The sequence below is a fragment of the Streptomyces turgidiscabies Car8 genome, assembly GCF_000331005.1.
GTDB lineage: Bacteria > Actinomycetota > Actinomycetes > Streptomycetales > Streptomycetaceae > Streptomyces > Streptomyces turgidiscabies.
Genome location: NZ_AEJB01000508.1, coordinates 26187 through 49484 on the forward strand (window position 1 = coordinate 26187; position 23298 = coordinate 49484).

General features: G+C 70.3%; 20 protein-coding genes and 2 pseudogenes. 11 read left to right on the top strand and 11 right to left on the bottom strand.

All coding sequences use genetic code 11. The annotated features are described in order from the left end of the window. Positions 1-32: 32 nt before the first annotated feature. The 3 genes from STRTUCAR8_RS36490 to STRTUCAR8_RS36500 all read left to right on the top strand — a co-directional run bounded on the left by STRTUCAR8_RS36490 (position 33) and on the right by STRTUCAR8_RS36500 (position 3581). Positions 33-1361: a copper amine oxidase gene (locus STRTUCAR8_RS36490; protein WP_006381339.1), complete on the top strand. Its 1329-nt coding sequence runs from the start codon at positions 33-35 to the stop codon at positions 1359-1361. A 115-nt stretch (positions 1362-1476) separates the two neighbouring features. Beyond that, on the top strand, positions 1477-2715 hold the full coding sequence (locus STRTUCAR8_RS36495; protein ID WP_006381324.1) for an SAV2148 family HEPN domain-containing protein: 1239 nt from the start codon (positions 1477-1479) through the stop codon (positions 2713-2715). A gap of 143 nt (positions 2716-2858) precedes the next feature. After that, positions 2859-3581 (top strand): 3'-5' exonuclease, encoded by a 723-nt coding sequence (locus STRTUCAR8_RS36500; RefSeq protein ID WP_006381330.1) that lies wholly within the window; start codon positions 2859-2861, stop codon positions 3579-3581. 79 nt (positions 3582-3660) lie between these two features. Here STRTUCAR8_RS36500 and STRTUCAR8_RS36505 read toward each other — a convergent pair whose 3' ends face one another. Continuing rightward, positions 3661-4635: a DMT family transporter gene (locus tag STRTUCAR8_RS36505; RefSeq protein WP_006381303.1), complete on the bottom strand. Its 975-nt coding sequence runs from the start codon at positions 4633-4635 to the stop codon at positions 3661-3663. A 94-nt stretch (positions 4636-4729) separates the two neighbouring features. Between STRTUCAR8_RS36505 and STRTUCAR8_RS36510 the strand changes: the two genes are divergently transcribed. Then, entirely contained in the window at positions 4730-5632 is a 903-nt protein-coding gene (locus tag STRTUCAR8_RS36510; protein ID WP_006381319.1) for a LysR family transcriptional regulator, read from the top strand. A gap of 86 nt (positions 5633-5718) precedes the next feature. On the opposite strand, the gene STRTUCAR8_RS36515 is transcribed toward STRTUCAR8_RS36510, so the two are convergent. Beyond that, positions 5719-6585, bottom strand: a complete 867-nt coding sequence (locus tag STRTUCAR8_RS36515) for a phosphotransferase enzyme family protein (protein WP_044473509.1) — start codon at positions 6583-6585, stop codon at positions 5719-5721. Between the two features lie 204 nt (positions 6586-6789). Between STRTUCAR8_RS36515 and STRTUCAR8_RS36520 the strand changes: the two genes are divergently transcribed. The 4 genes and pseudogenes from STRTUCAR8_RS36520 (at position 6790) to mgt (ending at position 11110) form a co-directional block, all read left to right on the top strand. Then, positions 6790-7731, top strand: a complete 942-nt coding sequence (locus tag STRTUCAR8_RS36520; protein WP_006381341.1) for a carbohydrate ABC transporter permease — start codon at positions 6790-6792, stop codon at positions 7729-7731. Next, entirely contained in the window at positions 7728-8561 is an 834-nt protein-coding gene (locus STRTUCAR8_RS36525) for a carbohydrate ABC transporter permease (RefSeq protein WP_006381332.1), read from the top strand. The genes STRTUCAR8_RS36520 and STRTUCAR8_RS36525 overlap by 4 nt, the downstream gene beginning before the upstream one ends. Then, positions 8561-9826, top strand: a pseudogene (locus STRTUCAR8_RS36530) (ABC transporter substrate-binding protein); the annotation flags it as partial. The gene STRTUCAR8_RS36525 and the pseudogene STRTUCAR8_RS36530, both read left to right, overlap by 1 nt. Before the next feature lie 20 nt (positions 9827-9846). Next, positions 9847-11110: pseudogene (mgt, locus tag STRTUCAR8_RS49040) on the top strand (macrolide-inactivating glycosyltransferase). Positions 11111-11206: 96 nt separating this feature from the next. On the opposite strand, the gene STRTUCAR8_RS36535 reads toward mgt, so the two are convergent. Next, positions 11207-13477 carry an MMPL family transporter gene (locus STRTUCAR8_RS36535; RefSeq protein ID WP_006381312.1) on the bottom strand — a complete coding sequence of 757 codons (2271 nt, stop codon included), beginning with the start codon at positions 13475-13477 and terminating at the stop codon, positions 11207-11209. Between the two features lie 235 nt (positions 13478-13712). On the opposite strand from STRTUCAR8_RS36535, the gene STRTUCAR8_RS36540 reads away from it, so the two are divergent. Both STRTUCAR8_RS36540 and STRTUCAR8_RS36545 read left to right on the top strand, forming a co-directional pair. After that, positions 13713-14294 carry a DUF1697 domain-containing protein gene (locus STRTUCAR8_RS36540; RefSeq protein WP_006381309.1) on the top strand — a complete coding sequence of 194 codons (582 nt, stop codon included), beginning with the start codon at positions 13713-13715 and terminating at the stop codon, positions 14292-14294. A gap of 5 nt (positions 14295-14299) precedes the next feature. Beyond that, the gene (locus tag STRTUCAR8_RS36545; RefSeq protein WP_006381313.1) at positions 14300-14698 is read left to right on the top strand and encodes a nuclear transport factor 2 family protein; all 399 of its coding nucleotides are present in this window, start codon (positions 14300-14302) and stop codon (positions 14696-14698) included. A gap of 25 nt (positions 14699-14723) precedes the next feature. On the opposite strand, the gene STRTUCAR8_RS36550 is transcribed toward STRTUCAR8_RS36545, so the two are convergent. Continuing rightward, positions 14724-15560, bottom strand: a complete 837-nt coding sequence (locus tag STRTUCAR8_RS36550; protein WP_006381294.1) for an aldo/keto reductase — start codon at positions 15558-15560, stop codon at positions 14724-14726. Positions 15561-15609: 49 nt separating this feature from the next. Between STRTUCAR8_RS36550 and STRTUCAR8_RS36555 the strand changes: the two genes are divergently transcribed. After that, positions 15610-16635 (top strand): ketopantoate reductase family protein, encoded by a 1026-nt coding sequence (locus STRTUCAR8_RS36555; RefSeq protein ID WP_044473515.1) that lies wholly within the window; start codon positions 15610-15612, stop codon positions 16633-16635. 51 nt (positions 16636-16686) lie between these two features. Here the strand turns inward: STRTUCAR8_RS36555 and STRTUCAR8_RS36560 are convergent, their stop codons facing one another. From STRTUCAR8_RS36560 to cysC, 7 genes are all read right to left on the bottom strand, one after another. Beyond that, on the bottom strand, positions 16687-17454 hold the full coding sequence (locus tag STRTUCAR8_RS36560) for a sirohydrochlorin chelatase (protein WP_006381344.1): 768 nt from the start codon (positions 17452-17454) through the stop codon (positions 16687-16689). Between the two features lie 5 nt (positions 17455-17459). Next, a complete protein-coding gene (locus STRTUCAR8_RS36565; protein WP_006381295.1) occupies positions 17460-18338 on the bottom strand; it encodes an ABC transporter permease in 879 nt (292 codons plus the stop codon). Further along, positions 18325-19110 carry an ABC transporter ATP-binding protein gene (locus STRTUCAR8_RS36570; RefSeq protein WP_006381327.1) on the bottom strand — a complete coding sequence of 262 codons (786 nt, stop codon included), beginning with the start codon at positions 19108-19110 and terminating at the stop codon, positions 18325-18327. Before STRTUCAR8_RS36570 ends, STRTUCAR8_RS36565 begins: the two co-directional genes overlap by 14 nt. A 37-nt stretch (positions 19111-19147) precedes the next feature. After that, entirely contained in the window at positions 19148-20251 is a 1104-nt protein-coding gene (locus STRTUCAR8_RS36575) for an aliphatic sulfonate ABC transporter substrate-binding protein (protein ID WP_006381326.1), read from the bottom strand. Positions 20252-20473: 222 nt separating this feature from the next. Next, positions 20474-21811 carry a sulfate adenylyltransferase subunit 1 gene (locus STRTUCAR8_RS36585; RefSeq protein ID WP_006381329.1) on the bottom strand — a complete coding sequence of 446 codons (1338 nt, stop codon included), beginning with the start codon at positions 21809-21811 and terminating at the stop codon, positions 20474-20476. A gap of 2 nt (positions 21812-21813) precedes the next feature. Beyond that, positions 21814-22755 (bottom strand): sulfate adenylyltransferase subunit CysD, encoded by a 942-nt coding sequence (gene cysD / locus STRTUCAR8_RS36590; protein WP_006381345.1) that lies wholly within the window; start codon positions 22753-22755, stop codon positions 21814-21816. Beyond that, complete coding sequence (cysC, locus tag STRTUCAR8_RS36595; RefSeq protein ID WP_006381298.1) at positions 22752-23288, bottom strand: adenylyl-sulfate kinase; 537 nt, start codon at positions 23286-23288, stop codon at positions 22752-22754. Before cysC ends, cysD begins: the two co-directional genes overlap by 4 nt. Between the last annotated feature and the right edge of the window lie 10 nt (positions 23289-23298).

A 23298-nucleotide genomic window follows, 5' to 3' on the forward strand; every position in this document is an offset into this window, starting at 1 on the left:
TTCCCCAGCTCTCTCCAGGGAGTCACGTCTTCATGCGCGTCAACAACAACAGCCGTACCCGAGGGCGGGCGACGGCCGGGCTCGTCGGCCTCTCCGCGGTCGCCCTGTCCGCCGGCCTCACCTCGGCGGCGGGACCGGCCATCGCCCAGCCGAAGGCCGGACCTGTGCCGCCCGCCGAGTGCAGCGCGCCCTACCGCATCGAGAAGAAGCTCGCCACGGGCACCACCTGGCGGATGTGCTACCGCTACGAGAGCGAGGCCGGGCTCGTTCTGGAGAACGTCTCGTACCAGCCCCCCGGCGAGGCCCAGCCGATCAAGGTGCTCAACTCCGCGCGGCTCGGCCAGATACACGTCCCCTACGACGACGGAAACGCCGAGTACCAGGACCTCACGGCGGCCGGCTTCGGCCAGGGCCTGATGAACCTGGCGGCCGGTGAGTGCCCCGGCGGCACCATCAAGACCGTCAAGGTGCCCGAGGCGTGGGACCCGGACAACGCGAACGTCAAGGGCCTGTGCACCACGACCCGTTCACGCGGCCACGCCTACCGTATGCAGGGCGACACCGCGAACAAGGTCTGGCAGACCCAGGGCAAGGACCTGCTCGTCTACACCGTCAACCAGGTCGGCTGGTACGAGTACATCACCGAGTGGCGCTTCCAGGACGACGGCACCGTCAACATGAACATCGGCGCCACCGGCAGCCTCGCCCCCGAGGACTACGACGCGGGCGACGGCCGCGGCTGGCCCATCGGCAAGGGCGCCAAGGCGTACGCCACCAGCCACAGCCACAACGTCTTCTGGCGGCTCGACTTCGGCCTCGACGGCTCCTCCAAGGGGAAGGTCGAGCAGTACGACTCCGTGGTCAGCCCGCCCGCGAGCGGCCAGGAGGGTCCGACCAACAAGACGACCCGCACCCAGGTCAAGAAGGAACTCGCGGGCGACGCCAAGAACATGCGCTGGTGGCGTGTCGTCAGCGCCACCGGCAAGAACAAGGACGGCCACGCGCGGTCGTACGAGATCGTCCCCGGTGCCACCACCAAGTACCCCGGCCGCAGCTACACCCGGCACGACGTCTACTTCACCGAGTACAACAAGTGCGAGCAGTTCGCCAGCGACAACCTGGGCAACTGCGGTGCCGGCGCCAAGACGTCCGTCGACGGATGGGTCAACGGGCAGACCCTCACCCACCCGTTGGTCTGGGTGAACGTGGGCTTCCACCACATAGCCCGGGACGAGGACCAGCAGCCCATGCCCGTCCACTGGCAGGGCTTCTCCATCGCCCCGCGCGACGTCACGGCTATGAATCCGCTCACTCCCGCCGCCCTCGCCGACCAGAACGGGCATGTCGAAAGCGGTAGTTGAGAAACGACCCTGTCCATCCTGCTGCACCGCCGACCGCTCCCGGAGTACCCTTCCTTGATCGTTGGCCGGGACCGGCCGACGGGGAGAGCTCGGGGGAGCGGAAGGCGGTGCGCGGGTGGGGTCGGGAGGGCTGGAGCTGCCCCCTGGTGACGAGGGTCACGAGGGGAACTCCACAGAGGTCCCGCCCGGCGCGGTGTCCCTGGCACGGCCGATGGAAACGGGCTCCATCGGACCGGAACTGGACTGGGACGCCGACGCCTGGCACGAGGTGCGGACACGCGCCCAGCGGGCCGGCCGGGCCTACATCTGGCTGAACCTGGTCGAGCAGCGGCTGCGCGCGGTCGTGGCCGCCGTCCTGCGCCCCATCTACGAACCCGTCCACGGCGACGAGTGGGTGGTCGCCGCCGCCGGGCCGGCCGGCCAGGAGTGGGTGCAGCGGGCGGTCGCCGTACGTGAAGTCAGCCGCCGCAAGGGCTACTTGCTCGACCCGGCCGACGACAACGTCCTCAGCTTCCTGACCCTCCCCCAGCTGCGCGAGCTGATGGTGCAGCACTGGCCGTGCTTCGAGCCGTACGTGGACGAGCGCCGTGACGTCGAACTCGCCCTGGACGAGCTGGAGGTCACCCGCAACGTGGTCTCCCGCAACCGGGCCCTGTCCGAAGCCGTCCTGAACCAGGCCGAGCGGGCCTCGGGCAAGCTCCTGGAGACCCTCGGCGCGGGCGGCGACGTGCCCTCCGCGCGCCGGCTGCCGGTCGACGCGGTCGAGGACCTGGTGGGCGAACGGTACGGGGACGTGGTCGCCGTACACACCGACCGCGTACGGCTGATGCGCCAGTTCCCGGCCGAGGACATCTTCGGCGGCGCGCGTCGCCTCGACGCCATCGGCATCGGCCTCAACCTGCTCGTGCAGAACTTCTCCGGGCGGCGATTGGTACGGCTGGCGGAGTCCGGCTGCCGGGTGCGACTGCTGTTCCTGAACCCCGCGTCCAGCGCGGTGAAACGGCGTGAGCGGGAACTCGGCATCAAGCGGGGCGAGTTGAGCCGCGCGGTGGAGATGAACATCCTGCACATGCGCCGGGTGCGGTCGAATCTGCGGGACCCCGGCGCCTTCGAGATCCAGGTCTTCGACGAGACGCCCCGCTTCACCGCCTACCTCGTCGACGGAGACGGCTCGGACGGGGTCGCGATCGTGCAGACCTATCTGCGCCGGACACGGGGGATGGAGGCGCCGGTGCTGGTGCTGCGCGGCGGGAGCCGCCTGGTCAAGCCGGGCGAGACGGAGGAGAGCGGTCTCTTCCCGACATATCGCGAGGAGTTCGAGGTGGCCTGGGCGGATTCGCGCCCGGTGTCCTGACGCGCGCGATCCGCCGATGTGCCCCGTCCGACCCGCTCGCCTTCTCGTAAGCGGAACGCGGTCCTCTGATTGTCAGTGGCTCATGGGATCGTGGAGACCACTGGGGGAAAGCACCACCAAAAAGGCATGAAGGGGGGCCAGGCATGGGCTGGCACCATGAGCTGCTGATCGGTTTCGACCTGGAGACGACCGGGACGGACCCGCGCGAGGCACGCATCGTCACCGGCGCGGTGATCGAGGTGAGGGGCGGTGAGCCGCTCGGGCACCGGGAATGGCTGGCCGATCCGGGCATCGAGATCCCGGCGGACGCGGTGGCGGTGCACGGCATCACCAACGAGCGCGCGACCAGCGAGGGCCGGCCCGCCGACCAGGTCGCGGACGCGATGGCGGACGTACTGGCGACGTACTGGAGGACGGGCGTACCGGTGGTCGCCTACAACGCGAACTTCGACCTCACCCTGCTCTCCGCGGAGCTGAGGCGGCACGGACTGCCGTCCCTGCGAGAGCGTTTGGGCGGCCAGGAGTTGGCCCCGGTCATCGACCCGTACACGATCGACCGTTCCGTCGACCGTTATCGGCGCGGCAAGCGCAACCTCGAAGCGGTGTGCACGGAGTACGGCGTCTCACTGGACGCGGCTCACGACGCGTCGGCGGACGCGCTGGCCGCGGCACGGCTGGCGTGTGCGATAGCCGAGCGGCATCCCAAGGTCGCGGCGCTCGGGGCGGTGGAGCTGCATCGGCGTCAGATCGACTGGTATGCGGAGTGGGCGGCGGATTTCCAGAGCTTTCTGCGGCGCAAGGGGGAGGCCGACGCGGTCGTCGACGGGACGTGGCCCGTGCGGGAGGTCGTGGGCGAGGTGGTGTGAGGGGGGACCGTGGGGAGTGTTTCGCCCCCGCCGCCCCTACCCGTCCCATCCTGTTCCTGGGGGCTGCGCCCCCAGACCCCTACGGCCCTGAACGGGCCTTGTCCTCGAACTCCCCCAGAGGGGGGACCCCCAGACGGGCCGGCACGGCAGCCCCAGCCCGGTGGGCGCGTTCCACCGACTGGCCCCAGTACGTGCCCGTGACCATCAGCGTCGCGCCCAGCGCCGTGAGCGGCGTCAGGTGCTCGCCGCCCAGGGCGATTCCGATCGCGGCGGCCCAGATCGGCTCGGTGCCCAGCAGCAGGCTGGCCCGGCTCGCCGAGGTGCGCTGCACGGCCCACGTCTGGGCGAGGAACGCGAACACGCTGCAGAACAGCGCGAGATAAAGCAACTGCGTCCAGGTCCCGGTGTCGGAGCGGACCAGCGCCGGCAGGTCGGGGGCGGCGGCCGGCAGGAACAGGGCCGTGCCGATCACGGTCTGGAGCGTCGTGAGGTGAAGGGGGCGGATGGGTCGGCCCGAGGTGAGTCGTCCGACCAGGGCCACATGGACCGCCCGTATGAGGGCCGCGCCCAGCATCAGCAGGTCACCGAGACGCGGCGCGTGGAAGCCGTTGCCGGACATGAGCAGACCGACGGCCAGGACGCAGACGCCGGCGGCGGCGTAGAAGGCCGGAGGCAGCCCGCCGGGGTGTCCGGCGCGGTCGAGGAGAGGGGTGAGCACGATGGTCAGGCTGATGATCAGGCCCGCGTTGGCGGCGGTGGTGTGGGCGACTCCGTACGTCTCCACGACGAGGACGGCGGCCTGGGTCACCCCGAGCGGCAGTCCGGCCCGCAGCTCCTCCCGGGTCCACAGCCGAAGACCGCTGCCCCGTTTCGGCTCCGTCCCCCGCCCGGCGGCGAGCAGGCCGAGACAGGCGAGCGCGGAGAGGGCGTAGCGCGCGAACAGGACCACGAGGACGGGCAGGGCGGAGGTGGCCGTCTGGGCGGACAGATAGCTGGAGCCCCAGACGAGCGCGACAAGGAGGAGTACCGCGTCGGTACGGCGGGAGTCGGACACGCGACCACAGTGCACCGCCGGTGACCCTGAAGCCCAGGGCCACTCTCTTCAACGATCTTTTAGCTTTGCTACACGGTCTGCCTACACTGTGTCAGTGGACGAACGTCAGCTGCGGATCCTGCGCGAACTCGGTGAGCTGGGCAGTGTCACCGCGGTCGCCGACGCCCTGCTCGTCACGCCCTCGGCCATCTCGCAGCAACTGCGGCTCCTCCAGCGCGCCATCCCGGTCCCGCTCACCGAGCGGCAGGGGCGCCGGCTGGTGCTGACCGACGCCGGACAGGCGCTGGCGGGCGCGGCGACCGAGGTGGAGTCGGCGCTCGCGCGGGCCCGGCACACCGTCGAGGAGTTCCTGGACCGGCCGGACGGGGAGGTGTCCGTCGCGGCGTTCCACAGCGCGGGCGCCGCGTTCTTCCCGCTGCTGCTGCGGGCCCTCGCCGGACCGGACGGGCCGGTGCTCGCCCTGGCCGACGAGGACGTCACGCAGGACGACTTCCCGGCGCTGACCAGGGAGTACGACCTCGTCCTCGCCCACCGCCTGGACCACGCCCCGCCCTGGCCGCGCACGGTGACGGCGACCCCGCTGCTGCGCGAACCCCTCGACGTGGCCATGCCCGCCGACCATCCCCTCGCCGCCAGACGGCGACTGACCCCGAGCGACGTGGCCGACCAGCCCTGGATCGCCGTACACGACGGCTTCCCGATCATGGCGACGATCGAGGCCATCGCCACGGCGGCGGGCCGTCGCCCCCGTCTCGCCCACCGCATCAACGAGTTCACGGTGGCGGCGGAGGTGGTCGCCGCCGGAGGAGGCCTCGCCCTGATGCCCCGCTGGACCTCCCGCCCGCACCCCGCCCTGGTCCTCAAACCCCTCAGCGGCGTCCGCGCCAGACGCCGCGTCGACGCCCTCCACCGCCCGGAACGCGCGGCCCGCAGAGCGGTAAGAACGGTGCTGAAGGAACTTCAGCAGGCAGCACAGAAAATCAGGGCCGAGGAGTAGCGCCCCTTTCAGGGGCGCGGGGAACTGCGCGACAAGCCACACACAACCGGCAGCCGCCCAACAGCATCAACCCCCACCCACAGGCGCTAAAACGGATACCACCGCACAGTCGAATCCCCGCTACGCAACGACCCCACCCGCCGCGAAAACTCCACCAGCGCCTGAGGATTCACCGGCGCATGCTGCGCCACCCACGCACAACTCGCCGTCTCCCGCGCCCCGCGCAGCACCCCGCACCCCTCCCACTCCCGTACGTCCCACCCGTAGGCCTCCGTGAACGCGGCATACGCGTCGGCCGGAAGGGCGTACCGGTCGTGGGAAAGAGCCATGACCACCAGATCGTGCTCGCGCAAATCGGCGGAGAAGGTCTCCAGGTCGACCAGGACCGGACCGTCCGGGCCGATGTGGACGTTGCGGGGAAGCGCGTCGCCGTGGATCGGGCCGGGCGGAAGGTGCGGGGTGAGCGCGGCGGCGGCCGAGGCGAAACCGTCGCGGCGCTCTCGAAGATAGGCGGCGTCCGCCGGGTCGATGGCGTCGCCCGCGAGCCGCAGCCACCGCTCGACGCCGCCCAGGAGTTCGCGGGGCGGCAACGTGAAGGAGCGGGGGAGCGGCAGGGCGTGGACGGTCCGTAGGAGTTCGGCCAAATCCCGGGGCTCGGCGGGCCGTACGGGGTCGGGCAGCCGGTGCCACACCGTCACCGGGTGACCTTCGACGAGGTGCGCCTCCGGGTCGGCCGCGCGTACCGCCGGGACGCCCGCCTCGGCGAGCCAGAGCGCGATGGCCAGTTCCCGACGCGCACGGTCGAGGAGTTCGGTGTCGCGGCCCACCTTGACGACCAGGTCACCGGCGGCGAACACCGCGTTCTCGCCCAGCGCGAGGAGCCGTGCCTCCGGTGCCGTGCCGGGCAGTACGCCCGCCGTGGCCAGTACGTCCCGGGCCCGTGCCTCGTCCATCGTCCGCCTCCCGCGCAGTCCCTCGTACCCGGCTGTAGCCACCCGGGTACGTCCGTGTACGTCCGCGAACGGCGTCGGGTTCACGCCATCCGCCGGTCAGTGTCGCATTCGTACTGGTGGGGGCGTGTGCGCGGTGCCTTGACGGGTTACCAGGGCTTCACGACCATGACGGGGCCATACCGGGCGACCGAAGGAGCCGATCACGTGACATTGGCGACCGGAACGAGGCGGCCGGTCAAGCAGGCGACCCGCGCCGGACCGGACGGCGGCCGGTCGCTCGGCGGCCATGGCGCCTGGTTCCTGGTCCTGCCCGCCCTGATCCCGATCCTCGTCCTGAGCGTGGGACCGCTGCTGTACGGGATCCTGCTGGCGTTCACCGACGCCCAGTCGGGCCGGACCACGTCCACGCGGTGGATCGGCACCCTCAACTTCCAGGACCTGCTGCACGACACCCTGTTCTGGGAGTCGTTCCGGATCGGGCTGGTCTGGGCGGTCGGGGTGACCGTGCCGCAGTTCCTGCTCGCCCTCGGCCTCGCCCTTCTCCTCAACCAGGAGTTACGGCTGCGCTGGCTGGCCCGCGCCCTCGCGATCATCCCGTGGGCGATGCCCGAGGTCGTCGTCGGCATCATGTGGCGGCTCGTCTACAACGCCGACGCGGGCGTCCTCAACGAGACGCTGCGCGATCTGAGCCTGGGTGACGGCCGCGACTGGCTCAGCGGCCTGACGACCGCGCTGCCCGCCGTCATCGTCGTCGGCGTCTGGGCGGGGATGCCGCAGACGACGGTCGCTCTGCTCGCCGGGTTGCAGAACACCCCGCGCGAACTGCACGAGGCGGCGGCCATGGACGGCGCCGGTGCCTGGCGTCGCTTCCGGACCGTCACCTGGCCCGCCCTGCGGCCCATCGCGCTGGCCATCACCTCCCTCAACCTGATCTGGAACTTCAACTCCTTCGCCCTGGTGTACGTCCTGACGAACGGCGGCCCCGGCGGACGTACCCGGCTGCCGATGCTCTTCGCCTACGAAGAGGCCTTCCGCTACGGCCAGTTCGGCTACGCGGCGGCGATGGGCTGTGTGATGGTCGCGCTGATCTCCGTCCTTCTCGCCGTGTTCCTCGTCGGCCGGCTGAGGGGAGGCGAGGAGAGTTGAGGACGAGCACGAGCGCCCGCGTCGGCCAGTACGCGGCCCTTCTCGCCTATCTCGCGTTCCTGGCCCTGCCGTTCCTCTGGCTCCTGTCCACCGCCTTCAAGTCCCCGCGTGAACTGGGCAGTCTGCACCCCACCTGGATCCCGAGGCACCCGACCCTCGACAACTTCCGCCAGGCGTTCGACGAACAGCCCCTGCTGCACGCCGCGTCGAACTCCCTGCTCGCGGCTGCCTCGGCCGCACTGGTCGCCGTACTCCTCGCGACCCCGATGGCCTACGTCATCGCACGGCACCGCACGCCGCTCGGGCGGGCGGCGACCGGGTGGGTGGTGGTCAGCCAGGCGTTCCCGTTCGTGCTGGTGATCATCCCGCTGTTCCTGGTGCTGAAGAACCTGCGGCTGATCGACTCCGTCTTCGGGTTGGTGATGGTGTACGTGGTGTGGTCGCTGCCGTTCGCGCTGTGGATGCTCGTCGGGTATGTCCGGGCCGTGCCCGTCGAGTTGGAGGAGGCGGCGGCCGTCGACGGTGCCGGCCGGCTGCGCACGCTGGTCTCCGTCACGGCGCCGCTGCTGGCGCCGGGGATCGTGGCCACGGCACTGTTCGCGTTCGTCACCGCCTGGAACGAGTTCTTCTTCGCCCTGGTGCTCCTGAAGACGCCGGAGAAACAGACCCTGCCGGTCGTCCTCACGCACTTCATCGGCGCGGAGGGTGTGGCGGACCTCGGGCCGCTGGCCGCCGCCGCGTTCTTGGCGACGCTGCCCTCGCTCGTCGTGTTCGCGCTCATCCAACGCCGTATCACCGGCGGCATGATGGCCGGGGCGGTGAAGAGCTGATGCGCGCGCGATGGCTCCTCGTCCTCGTCCTGCTTCTCGCCGGCTGCACGGGCGGCGGTGGCGACACCGCCGACGGCCGGATCACCCTCCGCTTCCAGTCCCTCGCCTGGCAGGACGAGTCCGTCGCCGCCAACAAGGCGCTGGTGAAGGAGTGGAACGCGACCCACCCGAACGTCAAGGTCGAGTACGTCCAGGGGAGTTGGGACAGCGTCCACGACCAGCTGCTCACCTCCTTCGAGGGCGGCGAGGCCCCCGACATCATCCACGACGCCTCGGACGACCTGGCGGACTTCGCATACGGCGGCTATCTCGCCGATCTGCGCGAACTGCTGCCCGACCGGCTCAAGTCCGACATCCCGCAGCGGAGTTGGGACACGACGACCTTCGGGGACGGCGTCTACGGTGTGCCGTTCCTCCAGGAGCCGCGCGTGCTGATCGCCAACAAGAACTGGCTGCAGAAGACGGGAGTACGGATTCCGACCCCCCGACAGCCCTGGAGCTGGCCGGAGTTCAGGCAGATCACCCGACAGCTCAGCGGCGACGGCAAGTACGGAGTGGCCTGGCCGCTCAAGGAGCCCGTCTCCGCCACGCTCAACCTGTCGCTGTCGGCGGGCGGGCAGCTGTTCCACCGGGACGCCGACGGCAAGGTGACCGTCCGCTTCGCGGCCCCCGAGCAAGTCGTCCCCCGTACGATCCACGACCAGGTCAACTCCGATGACAGCGCGTCGAGTTCGACGCTGGGCAGCGGCGGCTCCGACACTCTGCCGGGGTTCTTCGGCGGCAGGTACGCGATGGTTCCGCTCGGCTTCTCCTACCGTCAGCAGATCGCGCAGCAGGCGCCGAAGGGCTTCGAGTGGCAGGTGCTGCCCGCACCGGCGGGCGCCGACGGACTCACCCAGGGCGTCAGCCCGCAGACCCTCTCCATCGCCGAGGACAGCCGGCATCAGCGGGAGGCGGCCGAGTTCGTCGACTTCCTGCTGCGCCCCGAGAACATGGTCCGTCTCGCTCTCGGCGACTGGATGCTCCCCACCGGCACCGAGGCGCTGAAGTCCCCGGCCCTGCGCACCCGGAAGAACGGCTGGGCCACCGGCACCGCCCTGGCCGCCCACCTGCGCTCGGCCCCCGCCCAGTCGGTGCGGGGATACCCGGAGTGGAAGGACAAGGTCGCGACCCCCGCTTTCCAGGAGTACTACAGCGGTGCGATCGACCTCGCCCATCTGCGAAAACGGCTGGAGGAGGACGGGAACCTGGTGCTGGCGCGCTACAACGGTGAACCGCCCCGAGAATCAAGTTGCACGAGACGTCTCGTCTCGCTTACGGTCGATGCCATGACCCCAGCCCACATCGCCATGTTCTCCATCGCCGCGCACGGTCACGTGAACCCCAGCATCGAGGTGATCCGCGAACTGGTTGCGCGGGGCCACCGAGTCACGTACGCGATTCCGCCCGCCTTCGCCGAGAAGGTCGCCGAGACCGGGGCAAGGCCCGTGCTCTACGAGTCCACGCTGCCCGGGCCCGACGCCGACCCGGAGGCGTGGGGCACCACCCTCCTCGACAACGTCGAGCCCTTCCTCGCCGACGCGATGCAGGCACTCCCGCAGCTCATCGAGGCGTACGAGGGAGGCAAGGTGGGCGAGGACGGTCAGCGGGACGTGCCGGACCTCGTCCTGCACGACATCACCTCCTATCCGGCCCGCGTCCTCGCCCACCGCTGGGGCGTGTCCGCGGTCTCCCTCTCGCCGAACCTCGTCGCCTGGGACGGGTACGAGGAGGAGGTCGCCGAGCCGATGTGGGCCGAGCCCCGGCAGACCGAGCGGGGGCGGGCCTACTACGAACGGTTCGAGGGCTGGCTGAAGGAGAACGGGATCAACCGGCACCCCGATCCCTTCACCGGCCGCCCCGCCCGCTCCCTCGTCCTGATTCCCAAGGTGCTGCAGCCCAACGCCGACCGCGTCGACGAACGCGTCCACACTTTCGTCGGCGCCTGCCAGGGCGACCGCTCCGAACAGGGCGACTGGCAGCGGCCCGCCGACGCCGAGAAGGTGGTCCTGGTCTCGCTCGGGTCCGCCTTCACCAAGCAGCCGGAGTTCTACCGGGAGTGCGTGCGGGCCCTCGGTGACCTGCCGGGGTGGCACATGGTGTTGCAGGTCGGCCGCCATGTCGACGCCGACGAGCTGGGACCCGTACCGGACAACGTCGAAGTACGTTCCTGGGTACCGCAGTTGGCGATCCTGCGGCAGGCCGACCTGTTCGTCACGCATGCCGGCGCCGGCGGCAGCCAGGAGGGGCTGGCCACCGCCACGCCGATGATCGCCGTACCGCAGGCCGCCGACCAGTTCGGCAACGCCGACATGCTGCAGGCGCTCGGAGTCGCCCGTCACGTACCCATGGCGGAGGCGACCGCCAAGGCGCTGCGCGCCGCCGCCCTCGCGCTCGTGGACGATCCGGAGGTCGCCCGGCGGCTCGCGGAGGTTCAGGCCGGGATGGCGGCGGAGGGCGGCACCCGGCGGGCCGCCGATCTGATCGAGGCCGAGCTGCCCGGAGCGTGAACGGGAAGAGGGCCCGTTGGCTCCCCGGTGACCAACGGGCCCTCAGTTCAAGGGATGTGCAGGGTGTTCAGAGGGCTGACGAGCGAGCGGAGTGACTCAGACTCCGACCCGCTCACCCTCCACGGCGGGCGGCGGAGGCGATGACAGGGTCTCCGTCGCCTCGTCGTGCGTCAGGTCCGGCAGACGGTTCAGCCACTTCGGGAAGTACCAGTTGCGCTCGCCCAGCAGAGCCATCACAGCGGGCAGCAGCACACCCCGGATGATCGTCGCGTCGATGAGCACCGCCGCCGCGAGGCCCACACCCATCTGCTTCATGGACTGCATCGACAGGGTCCCGAAGATGGCGAACACGGCGACCATGATGACGGCGGCACTGGTGACGACCCCGGCCGTGGTGACCACCCCGTGCTGGATCGCGTCCTTCGTCGTACGGCCCCGCAGCCGCGCCTCGCGGATACGGGAGACGACGAACACGTGGTAGTCCATCGAGAGGCCGAAAAGGATCACGAACAGGAACAGCGGCAGCCAGGTGATGATGGCGCCCACGCCCTCCGCGCCCACCAGCGACGCGCCCCAGCCGTGCTGGAAGACGGCGACCAGGATGCCGTAAGCAGCCCCGACCGACAGCAGGTTGAGCACGATCGAGGTGATCGCGATGGTCAGGGAGCGGAACGACAGCAGCATCAGCAGGAAGGCGAACACGACCACGAAGGCGAACACCGGGGCGACCGCGCCGGCCAGTTGGTCGTTGAAGTCCTTCGAACCCGCTACCTGACCGGTGATCGGCGCCGAGAGGCCGTCGACCTTGCCCAGGGTGGCCGGGCGCACCTCGTCGCGCAGCTTGTCCAGGCTCTCGCCCGCCTTGTCCAGGTCGGAGCCGCCGACCAGCGGGACGTACACGAAGGCGATGTTCTCGGCGTCGTGCAGCTTGATGTCCACCGGGCCGCGCGAGGCGCCCGAACTGATCGCCAGCGCACGGAAGTCGGCGAGCGCGGACTTCACGTCGGCCGCGTTGATGTCCTTCGCCTTGACGATCACCTCGGCCGGGTCGGAGCCGCCGGGGAACGCGTCGTTGACGCGGTTGTACGTGCCGACGATCGGCAGTGAGTCGCCGAACTCCTGGTCCAGGGTGAGGTTCTGGGTCTTCATGCCGAGCGCGGGCGCGGCGACGGCGAGCAGCGCGCCGGCCGCGACCACCAGCGAGACGGCAGGCCTGGCGAGGACGACCTTCAGTACGGCCGTCCAGAAGCGGCTCTCCCCGTTGCCCTTGCCGCGACCGTCGTTCTTGCGCCGCTTGTCGGGGTGCAGGAACGGGATCCTGCCCTTCTCGACCCGCTCACCTAGCAGCGACAGCAGCGCGGGAAGGACGGTCACCGAGCCGACCATGGCGACCGCCACGACCATCAGGGAAGCCAGGCCCATCGCCTCGAACGTGGCGAGCCCGGTGAACAGCATGCCCGCCATCGCCACGCACACCGTGACACCGGAGACGATGATCGCGCGGCCACTGGTCGCCGCGGCGATCCGCAGCGCGGCCTCCGGACTGCGGCCCGCCGCCCGCTCCTCGCGTTCCCGGCGCAGATAGAACAGGCAGTAGTCGACACCGACGGCGAGGCCGACGAGCAGCATCACGGAACTGGCGGTGTCGTCCATCGGCTGAATGTGGCTGACGATGCCCATCAGGCCCATCGTCGCCATGATCGCGGTGATCGCCAGTGCCACCGGCAGCAGGGCCGCGACCAGCGCGCCGAACGCGATCAGCAGAATGCCGAGGGCCACCGGTACGGCGGACAGTTCGGCCTTCTTGAAGTCGTCACCGAAGGCGTCGTCGAACGTCTTGTTCATACTGGCGCCGCCGATCTCCTCGATCCGCAGCTCCGAGTGGTCCTTCTGGACCTCCGCGACGGCCTTGAGCACCGGCTCGACCCGGTCGCCCGCCGTGTCGGCGTCGCCTCGCATGTCGAACTGGACGAGCGCGCTGTGCCCGTCCTTCGAGAGGGTGTTCGTGTCGTACGGCGACTGGACGTCGGTGACCTTGCCGGTCCCGTCGACCGCCTTCATGACATCGGTGACGGCGGCCCGGAACGCGGTGTCCGTGGCCTTGACGCCCGTGTCCTTCGCCTGGATGAGGACGGTCTCGCTCGCGGGTTCGTCGATCCCGGCATCCTCGATGATCTTGGCGGCCGTGTGGGTCTCGCCCCCCAGCTGGTCGCTCTCCTTGACCTTGACGCTGCCGGCGGCCGAGCCGAGCCCCATCGCCAGGACGACGAACAGCACCCAGATCCCGACGGCCGCCCAGCGATGCCGGGCGCTCCAGCCGCCGGCCCGGGCGGCTATGCCGCGTACCCGCGTTTCTCCGTTCCCCATGTCGGGCTTGCCCCCTCGTATGCGGCGACAGCCCCCTGCCATCACCTTTAGTTCGAAGGTAGGGGCCGAATAAGACCATCTCCTCGTGCTCCCCGGTGAGGTACGGCAGGCCGAAGTCCTCCCCTCGGATGCCGGTGTCTCCCCACTGGGTAGGACAGCGGTCCCCTACATCTAAAAGATGATCTCGGGGTGGTTCGTGAGGGGGAGTGTCAGTGGGCCGCCCTATGGTGTGCGGATGACGACAGGTGAACAGGCCACGAGGACCTACGCGGCGCTGCTGCGCGGTATCAACGTGGGCGGCAACAAGAAGGTCCCCATGGCCGAGCTGCGCACCCTGCTGGAGGGCCTCGGGCATGGCGGTGTACGGACGTACCTGCAGAGCGGCAACGCCGTGTTCGCCGCCGGTCACGGGGACGAGGAGTCCCTCGCCGGGGAGATCTCGAACGCCATCGCGCGGCACTTCGGATTCACCGTCGACGTGATCGTGCGCGACCACGCACACCTGCGGGCGATCAGGGACAACTGCCCCTTTCCGGCAGCGGAGTTGGAAGGCAAGCAACTCCACGTCACCTACTTCTCCACCCCCGTCGACGACACCCGCTTCGCGGACATCGACCAGCCCGCCCACCTCCCCGAGGAGTTCCGGCTCGGCGACCGCGCGCTGTACCTCTACGCACCCGACGGCCTCGGCCGCTCCAAGCTCGCCGAGCAGCTCGCCAAGCCCCGGTACCTGAAGGGCCTGATCGCGACCACCCGCAACTGGAACACCGTCGTGAAACTGGTGGAAATGACCGAGGACGGGACCCCGGGCAAGTGAGTCGGATGAGCGACGGCCACCATGACGGGGGCCGCGACCCGGCCGTCGACGCCGCCATCGAGGCCGAACTGTGGCTGCTCGACCCGGAGGTCCGCGCCTCACCCGAGCTGACCGGAGCCCTGCTGCATCCCGGGTTCCACGAGTTCGGTGCCTCGGGGCGGCACTGGGACCGGGCGTCGATCATCGCGTCCCTCGCCGCGACCCCCGAACCGGGCGCCCGCCCCTTCGCCGTCTCACACCTGAAGGGCGTACGGCTCGCCCCCGACCTGGTCCACCTCACCTTCGACACGGAGAGCAACGGCCGCCGCGCCCACCGGAGTTCACTGTGGCGCCGGGACACCGAAGGCGGCGACTGGCTGCTGTACTTCCACCAGGCGACCCCGTTCGGCGACACCGATCGGTGACGTGATGTGACGCCGGTCGACCGGTCTACCGGCTGTCCAGGCGCGCCAGTTCGGCGCCGGACAGCCGTACGGTCGCGGCGTCCAGGTTCTCCTCCAGGTGTACGAGGGAGCCCGTGCCCGGAGTGGGGCAGAGCACCGGGGAGTGGTGCAGCAGCCAGGCCAGCGCGATCTGGGCCGGGGTCGCTCCGTGCGTGGCGGCGATCTCCGCGCACACCGGGTCGGTCGCCAACTCGCCGTTGCCCAGCGGAAACCACGGCAGGAACGCGATGCCGTGCGCCTCGCACAGCTTCAGCAGCGGCTCGGAGGAGCGGTCGAGGAGGTGGAAGCGGTTCTGGACCGAGGCGATCGACGTCAACTGGCTTGCCGCCCTCAGCTGTTCGGCCGTCACGGAGTCGAGCCCGACATGCCGGATCTTGCCCTCCGCGCGCAACTCGTCGAGCGCGCCCAGCTGTTCGGCCATCGGAACGCTCGGGTCGAGCCGGTGCAGCTGGTACAGGTCGATGGTCTCGCGCCGCAGCCGACGCAGGCTCGCCTCACACATCGCGCGCAACCGCTCGGGCCGGCCGTCGATGTGCCAGGCGTCGGGTCCGGTCCGTACGACACCGCCCTTGGTCGCGACCAACACCCCGGCCGGGTACGGGTGCAGGGCCTCGGCGACGAGTTCCTCGGCGATCGACGGGCCGTAGTTGTCGGCGGTGTCGATCAGCGTCACACCATGGTCGACGGCCCGGCGCAGTACGGCCACCGCGTCGGCGCGGTCGCCTCGCGGGCCCCAGTAGCCGGGGCCCGTCAACTGTGCCGTGCCGTAACCGAGACGGCGCACCGGGAACTCGCCACCGATCGTGAATCTTTCCGAAGCCATACGGTGGACGCTACCTGTGCGGTGCACGCACCATGGCAGGCTGGCCGCCATGCGCTACATCATCATCGGAGCAGGGGCGGTCGGCGGTGCCGTCGGAGGGCGGCTGGCCGGGGCCGGGCACGAGGTCGTTCTCGTCGCCCGGGGCGCCCAGTACGAGGCGCTGCGCGAGCACGGGCTGCGGCTGGTGACGCCGGACGGGACGCACACGTACCGCCTGCCGACCGTCGACGGACCCGCCGGACTCGGGGAGTTGCGCGCCGACGACGTGCTCGTCCTCGCCGTCAAGACGCAGGACAGCGAAGCGGCCCTGGCGGACTGGGGGCCGGTACCCGTCGCCGGCGGCGGTACGGCGGCCGAGCGGCTCCCGCTGCTCTGCGCACAGAACGGAGTCGAGAGCCCGCGGCTCGCGCTGCGCCGCTTCCGGCGGGTGTACGGCGTCTGCGTCTGGCTCCCCGCGGCCTACGAGGAACCCGGCGTCGTCTCGGCCGCGGGCGCCCCGCTCACCGGCATCCTCTTCCTCGGCCGCCACCCGCACGGCACCGACGACACCGTCCGCCGGATCGCCGCCGACCTGGAGAAGACGGCGGCGATCGAGGCGCCGGTCGTGCCGGACGTGGCGCGCTGGCAGTACGCCAAACTCCTCACCAACCTGGGCAACGCCGTCCGGGCGCTCAGCGGTGCGGCGGACAGCGAGGAGAGCGAGCGGCTGCGCGGGCGGGTGTACGCCGAGGGCGAGTCGGTGCTCGCGGCGGCCGGAATCCCGTACGCGAGCGCAGAGGAGGCGAGGGTGAGGCGCGGCGACAAGATCACTCCGCACCCGCTGCCCGGTACCGAGCCCGGCGGCGGCTCCACCTGGCAGTCCCTGAGCCGGGGCACCGGCACGATCGAGACCGACTACCTGAACGGCGAGATCGTGCTCCTGGGACGGCTGCACGGCGTACCGACACCCCTGAACGAGCTGCTGCAACGGCTGGCCGGCACGTTCGCCCGGGAGCGGCGGCCGGCGGGTTCACTGCCCTCGGCGGAACTCGTACGGCTGGCGGACGAGGCAGTCGCGTCCGTTCGAGAGCCCTGAGCGCGTTCGTCCCAGCGGTGTGAGGCGGGAAGATCCGGCGGACGGGAACGCCTACGCGCTCACCGCGGCGCGACCCGCCAGAGGCACCCGCAGCGCCGCCACCTGCTCCTCGTAGCGCCGCAGCAGCAGCCGGGCCACCTCGGGCGCCGGTCCGAGGACGTCGGCGAGGACGTCCGCCCGCGCCGCGCCCCGTGCGATGCGGTCCGGGAGGAAGCCGGGGGCGAGGACGTAGGGCGCGACGGCGACGCGCTCGCAGCCCAGCTCCCGCAGCTCCCGTACCGCGTCCTCGGTGCGGGGGAGGGCCGCGGAGGCGAACGCAGGTCGCACGGCGCACCAACCGGTGTGCCGCCACTCCCGCGCGATATCAGCGATCACTGCGATCGCCTCCGGGTCGGTGGACCCCGCCGAGGCCAGTACGACCCCGGTCGAGGACTTGTCGGCGGGCGTCAACCCCGCCTCGTACAGGCGCCGTTCGAGCGCCGAGAGGAGGAGCGGGGACGGGCCCAGCACCTCCGCCTGGCGGATGTTCAGGCGCCTCGGCGCGTCCCGCAGGACCGCCGGGATGTCCGCCTTGGCGTGGAAGGCGCGGGTCAGGAGGAGGGGCAGGGCCACCACATCCCGTACGCCCTCCGCGGCCAGGGACTCCAACACCCCTTGCACGGAAGGGATGTTGAAGTCCAGGAAGCCGGTCTCCACCCGTAGGCCGGGGCGCAGGGAGCGCACCCGCCGGACCAGGGCGTGCACCGTCGCGGCGTGCCGCGGGTCGCGGCTGCCGTGGGCGATGACGACGAGGACGGGGCGGACCGGCTTCTCGTACATGGGCGTCAGCTCTTCACCAGCAGGCCGCGGGTGCGCAGCACCCACCGCTCCAGCGGACTGAAGATGATCAGGTCGATCGCGATACCGACGAACAGGATGAGGAGGATCGCCTCGAACACCATGGCCATGTCGCTGGCGGTGCGGGCGTTCTCCAGCAGCTGGCCGAGGCCCACTCCCAGGTCGGGGAACTGGGCGATGATCTCCGCGGCCATCAGGGAACGCCACGAGAACGCCCAGCCCTGCTTCATGCCCGCCACATAGCCGGGCAGAGCCGCCGGCAGCGTGACGTGCCAGGTGCCCTTCAGACCGGTCGCGCCCATCGTGCGGCCCGCCCGCAGGAACAGCGGCGGGATCTGGTCGACGCCGGACACCAGGCCGTTGGCGATCGAGGGGACCGCGCCCAGCAGGATCACCGCGTACATCATGGAGTTGTTCAGGCCCAGCCAGATCACGGCCGGCGGCACCCAGGCCACCGACGGCAGCGACTGGAGGCCGGACAGGATCGGGCCGATCGCCGCGCGCACGAACTTCACCCGCGCCACGAGCAGACCCAGCGGGGTACCGATCGCCAGTGCCATCAGGAAGCCGAGCAGACCGCGCGAGACGCTGGTCCAGATGTAGCTGATCAGGTCGCCCTGCAGCCAGGCGTCCCGGAAGGCGTCGCCCACGGCCGCCGGTGAGGGCAGCTTGGCGGGGTTGTCGACGATCGGGTACAGCAGGGTCCAGACCGCGAGGAGCACCGCGAGCGCGATGATCGGCGGCAGGATCTTGTTGACGAAGGTCTGCCGGAAGGTCGGCCGGCCGAGGGCCGTGGTCTCCAGCGCGTCGAGACCCGCCTCCACGCTCCCGGCGTCCTGGACCGGTGTCGTGTCAGTGCTGGCCATGACGGCGGATCTCCCCACGCAGTACATCGGTGATCTCAAGGGACAGTTCGGCCACGGGCGCGTCCTCGATACGGCGCGGCTGCGGAATGCCGACCGTCCACTCGCGCGCGATCCGGCCGGGGCGCGACGACAGCAGGATCACGCGCTGCGCGAGCCGTACCGCCTCGCGCACGTTGTGCGTGACGAACAGGACGGAGACCCCGGTCTCCTGCCAGATGCGGGTCAGCTCGTCGTGCAGCAGGTCCCGGGTGATGGCGTCGAGGGCCGAGAACGGCTCGTCCATCAGCAGCAGGTTGCTCTCCTGGGCGAGCGCCCGGGCCAGCGCGGCGCGCTGACGCATGCCACCCGACAGCTCGTGGACCCGCTTGCCGTAAGCGCCCTTCAGCCGGACGAGTTCGAGCAGCTCCTCGGTCCTGCCGCGCCGCTCGGGCTTGGGAACTCCCCTCAGTTTCAGGGCGAGTTCGATGTTCTTGCCCGCAGTCAGCCACGGGAAGAGGGCGTGCTCCTGGAACATCAGGGCGGGGCGCCCGTCCGTCGTGATGGAGCCCGCGCTGGGCTTGTCCAGCCCCGCCACCAGGTTCAGCAGCGTGGACTTGCCGCAGCCCGAGGCCCCCAGGAGGGTGACGAACTCACCCGGCGCGACATCGATGCTGATGTCGTCCAGGACGAGCTGCTGCCCGCCCGGTGTCGCGAAGGACTTCGAGACATGCTCGAGGCGTGCCGCGTGCTCGACCGTCTCGGCGGCCTTGGGGAGAGTCGTTGTCGTGGCCATGGTCGTCACCTCCTGGGAACTCGTCGGGTTTCCTGCGTCAGCTCGTGCCGAGACCGGCGGCGCTGACCGTGCTCTCGCCCGCGGCCTTGAGGACCTTGTTCAGGATCGTCAGGTCGTAGATGTCCTTCAGGTTCGGCTTCTCCAGCAGACCGGCCTTGACGGCGTGCTCAGCCTCGGTGTTGAGGGTGGCGGCCAGCGGGTCGTCGGTGAACTGGATCGACTTCCAGGCCGGGTCCAGGACGGCGGCCGGCAGTTCCTTGCCCGAGTCGATGCCCAGCTGCTTGTTCGCCGCCGCCTTCGCCGCGTCGGGGTTGGCGTTGATCCACTTGTTGGCCTCCACCGAGGCCTTGAGGACCGCCTCGACGGCCTTCGGGTGCTTCTTCAGGAAGTCCTGCCGCACGATGATGTTCGTGATCACGAACTTCTTGTCGGGCCACAGCGAGGCCTCGTCGAGCAGCACCTTGCCGCCCTCGGCGACCAGCTTGGACGCGGTCGGCTCCGGCACCCAGGCGCCGTCCACGGAACCGGACTTGTAGGCGTCCGGGGTGATCTTGTTGTCGGTGCGGACGACCGTGACGTCACCCTTGCCGCTCTGCGCGTCGACCTTCCAGCCCTGGTCCGCGATCCAGTTGAGGAACGCCACGTCCTGCGTGTTGCCGAGCTGCGGGGTCGCGATCTTCTTGCCCTTGAGGTCCTTGACGGACTTGATCTTGTCCGGGTTGACCACGAGCTTCACGCCGCCGGACGCCGAACCGCCGATGATCCTCAGGTTCTTGCCGTCGGACTTGGTGTACCCGTTGATCGCCGGGGACGGGCCGATCCAGCCGATGTCGATGGACTGGGAGTTGAGCGCCTCGATCTCGGACGGGCCGGCGTTGAAGGTCGCGTACTTCGCCTTCGTGGCGCCGAGCTCCTTCTGGAAGAAGCCCTTCTGGTTGGCGACCAGCGCGGTCCCGTGGGTCAGGTTCCCGAAGTAACCGATCCTGACGGAGTCGAGTCCGTCGATCTTCTCGGCACCGGCGGCGACCTTGGCGGTGTCGTCGTCCTTCGCCTGGGAGCCGTAACCGCAGGCGGCGAGGGTGAGGAGAGGGAGCGCGGCTATGACCGCGAGACTGCGGCGAAGAGCGGAGCGTGCAGGCACGGGAGGTGTTCCTCTCGGAGGCCCGGCGGTCACGATCTCTCAGGTCGTGGCCGGGAGGTCGGCAGGTTTTCGTCTACGGCGGTGGGGGGACAGGGCGCGCAAGCGGTGCGCGTACGTCAGCACGCACATCGCGCGACCCCGCCCTGCCCGCTGCCGAGGGCGCCGCTGCCGACGCGGCCGCCCTCCTTCGCGAACGTGGAGAAGTAGTCGGTGGAGTTCATGTCAGAAGTCCCACCCGTCGTCCTCGGCCTCGTCCTTGACGGGCTCCGGGGACGCGAACGACTCGCCGACCATGCCCGCGGTGAGCGTGGTGCCGTCGTTCGGGTCGATCAGGATGAACGAGCCGGTGCGCCGCGAGTCGGCGTACGAGTCGACGGGCAGCGGCTCGGCGGTACGGATCTTCACCCGGCCGATGTCGTTGGCGACGAGCTGTCCCGGATGCGGGTGCAGGGACAGGTCGTCGAGCGTGAGCCGGGACGGGATGTCCTTGACGATCGCCTTGACCGTGCGGGTGCCGTGCTTGAGGAGCACTCGGTGACCGACCGTCAGCGGCGCGTCGGCGACATGGCACACGGTCGCCTCGACGTCCTGCGTGGTCGGCGGCGCGTCCTTGCTGGGCACGATCAGGTCGCCGCGCGAGATGTCGATGTCGTCCTCCAGGAGGACGGTCACCGACTGCGTCGTGTAGGCGATGTCGACCGCCTTGCCGAGCAGGTCGATACCGGCGATCCGCGACGCGTGGCCGGACGGCAGGACCGTCACGGACTCGCCCACGCGGAAGGAACCGGCGGCGATCTGGCCCGCGTAACCCCGGTAGTCGGGGTGTTCGGCGGTCTGCGGCCGGATCACGTACTGCACGGGGAGGCGGGCGTGGCAGTGGCTCAGGTCGTGGGTGACCGGGACCGTCTCCAGGTGCTCCAGGAAGGTCGGCCCGCCGTACCAGTCCATGTTGGCGGACGGGTCCACCACGTTGTCGCCGGCCAGCGCAGAGATCGGGATCGCGGTGATCTCCGGGACGCCCAGTTCCAGCGCGTACGCCGTGAACTCCTCGGCGATCGCGGCGAACACGGACTCCTGGTAGCCGACGAGGTCCATCTTGTTGACCGCGAGGACGATGTGCGGGACGCGCAGCAGCGCCGCGAGGGCCGCGTGCCGGCGGGTCTGCTCGACGACGCCGTTGCGGGCGTCGATCAGGATCACCGTCAGCTCGGCCGTGGAGGCACCCGTCACCATGTTGCGGGTGTACTGCACGTGACCGGGCGTGTCGGCGAGGATGAACCGGCGCTTCGGCGTCGCGAAGTAGCGGTACGCGACGTCGATCGTGATGCCCTGCTCGCGCTCGGCGCGCAGACCGTCCGTGAGCAGTGCGAGGTCGGGGGTGTCCTGGCCGCGGCTCGCCGAGACGCGCTCGACGGCCTCCAGCTGGTCGCTGAGGATCGACTTGGAGTCGTGCAGCAGCCGGCCCACGAGGGTGGACTTGCCGTCGTCGACGGAACCGGCGGTGGCGAACCGCAGGAGCGTGGTCTCGGACAGTTCCGTGAGTTCCGTGGTCGTGGTCATGGCTAGAAGTACCCCTCGCGCTTCCGGTCTTCCATCGCGGCCTCGGACAGTTTGTCGTCGGCGCGGGTGGCACCCCGCTCGGTGAGCCGGGAGGCGGCGATCTCGGCGATGACGTCGTCCAGTGTCACCGCGTCGGAGTCGACGGCACCCGTGCAGGACATGTCGCCGACCGTGCGGTAGCGGACCTGCCGCTTCTCGACGGTCTCGTCGGACTTGGGGCCGCCCCACTCGCCGGCGGTCAGCCACATCCCGGCCCGCTGGAACACCTCACGCTCGTGCGCGAAGTAGATGTCCGGCAGCTCGATGCCCTCGCGGGCGATGTACTGCCAGACGTCCAGCTCGGTCCAGTTGGAGAGCGGGAAGACCCGGACGTGCTCGCCGGGCGCGTGCCGGCCGTTGTAGAGGTTCCACAGCTCCGGGCGCTGCCGGCGCGGGTCCCACTGCGAGAACTCGTCCCGCAGCGAGAACACCCGCTCCTTGGCGCGGGCCTTCTCCTCGTCGCGCCGGCCGCCGCCGAAGACGGCGTCGAACTTCTCGGCCTGGATCTTCTCCGTAAGCGGCAGCGTCTGCAGCGGGTTGCGCACCCCGTCCGGACGTTCCTTCAGCACCCCGCGGTCGATGTAGTCCTGCACGGAGGCGACGTGCAGCCGCAGCCCGTGCCGCTCGACCGCGCGGTCCCGGTAGTCCAGCACCTCGGGGAAGTTGTGCCCGGTGTCCACGTGCAGCAGCGTGAAGGGGATCGCCGCGGGGGCGAAGGCCTTCAGCGCCAGGTGCAGCATGACGATGGAGTCCTTGCCGCCGGAGAAGAGGATCACCGGCCGCTCGAACTCACCCGCCACCTCGCGGAAGATGTGCACGGCCTCGGACTCGAGGGCGTCAAGGTGGGAGAGGGTGTAGGGGGCGTCCGTCTCGCCCCCGTGCGTCTTGGCAACGGTGGTCGTCATGCCAGTCCCCTCTCGGTGAGCAGCGCGTGGACCGCGGCGGCGGACTCCTGGACGGTCTGGTCCTGCGACTCGATCCGCAGATCGGGCGTCTCGGGCTCCTCGTACGGGTCGTCGACCCCGGTGAGCCCGGTCAGCTCGCCCGCTGCCTGCTTGGCGTACAGACCCTTCACATCGCGTACGGAGCACACCTCGACCGGGGTCGCCACATGCACCTCGACGTACGCGGTGCCGCTCTCCTGGTGGCGCTTGCGGACGGCCTCGCGGCTGTCCGCGTACGGCGCGATCACCGGGACCAGCGTCTTGACGCCGTTACGGGCGAGCAGTTCGGCGAGGAAGCCGATGCGCTGCACGTTCGTGTGCCGGTCCTCGCGGCTGAAGCCGAGGCCCGCCGAGATGAACTCACGGATCTCGTCGCCGTCCAGCACCTCGACGAGGTGGCCCTCCTCGCGCAGCCGGCCCGCCAGTTCGTACGCGATGGTGGTCTTGCCGGCGCTCGGCAGACCCGTGAGCCATACGGTGGCTCCGGTCGTCACTGGTATCTCC